General features: G+C 56.9%; 1 protein-coding gene and 1 pseudogene. Both read left to right on the forward strand.

Annotated elements, in window-relative coordinates; translation table 11 throughout:
• Positions 1–438: pseudogene (locus AC1DWI_RS23495) on the forward strand (phenylalanine 4-monooxygenase); the annotation flags it as partial.
• Between the two features lie 444 nt (positions 439–882).
• On the forward strand, positions 883–1307 hold a 425-nt coding region (locus AC1DWI_RS23500; RefSeq protein ID WP_477725956.1), incomplete at its 3' end, for an adenylate/guanylate cyclase domain-containing protein.

Genomic DNA, 1307 nt, shown 5'->3' on the forward strand with positions numbered 1-1307 from the left:
GACCCGAGCTACGCCGATCACATCCAGACCTATGGCAAGGGCGCGCTGAAAGCGCATGCGTTGGAGCACGGCGCCCAGCCGATTCCCGGCGCGGTCGAAATGCTGTCGCGCCTGTATTGGTACACCATCGAATTTGGCCTGATGCGCGACAAACAAGGCAACGATGAAGTCCGCGCCTACGGCGCCGGCATTCTCAGCAGCCCCGGCGAACTGGCCTGGAGCGTGGAGTCTGCAGAGCCCAGGCGCATCGCGCTGCGGGACAATGCCGACCTGCTGCGCTGCATGTCGTCGACCTACAAGATCGACAGCTTCCAGCAGCAGTATTTTGTGATCGACAGTTTTGAAGCGCTGCTGCGGCTGACGGAGCCGGACTTCACGCCGTTTTACAAGACGCTGGCGCAACAGGCTGCACAGCAAAAGACTCTCAGCCTTGCTTGAGCCGGCCCGGCACTATCTGAGTAAGCCGCCTGACACAGCCCCTGATCACCTGATCAAAAGTGGTCACCGGTGGTTTCTATGATGTGCGGCTAACCAAAAGATTAGACTTGACCGGCATGAGCACGCAGCCGGCTACAGCGGCAGCTTGCATCCTGTCGTGTCGCTGCGAGGCGTTTTCGCACGCGAAGGACCAACAATGCCGCGCCGCCTTGCGGCATCCGACCTACCAGCCCCTAATCTCACAACGCGAGGTTTTTGTGAACTATTGATTGATGTTCACTCCTCTGAATGACCGACAATTCAACACTGATACAACACTGCGAGGCAACAGAGGAGCCCGTAGCACATCAGGTGTTTATTACGCGCACTTCCTCCTACAAAATGAGGAGGTAAAAAATTGTTACACCGCTTACGATGCACTCCCTAATGGAATTACCGGCACACATGAACCGAAGCACGAAGGTGCTGCTGGTCATGGATGTGGTGGAGTCCGTCAGGATCATGGAGCAGGATCAAGATGGTTTTGTGCGGCGGTGGCAAGAACTGGTACAGCAGATTGAGCAGCAAATTCTGCCGCTGCATGGCGGGCGCATCGTCAAAAGCCTGGGGGACGGTTTAATGCTGGAATTTGCCGGCGCCCAAGGGTCTGTCAAAGCAGCCTTCGCTATTCAGCACTTCTGCCAACGGGCCAATGCTGCCTTCCGCCCAGAGCAACAGATGCATCTGCGCATGGGCGGCCATTTGGCGAGCTTTGTGACCGACCAGCATGACATTTACGGCACAGACGTGAATTTGACAGCGCGCGTCTGTACTTTGGCGGGGCCCGGTGAGATAGTCGTGACGTCCGATCTACGTGATCAAGTCTCGTC

This window comes from Polaromonas sp. P3_C2 (assembly GCF_056402675.1).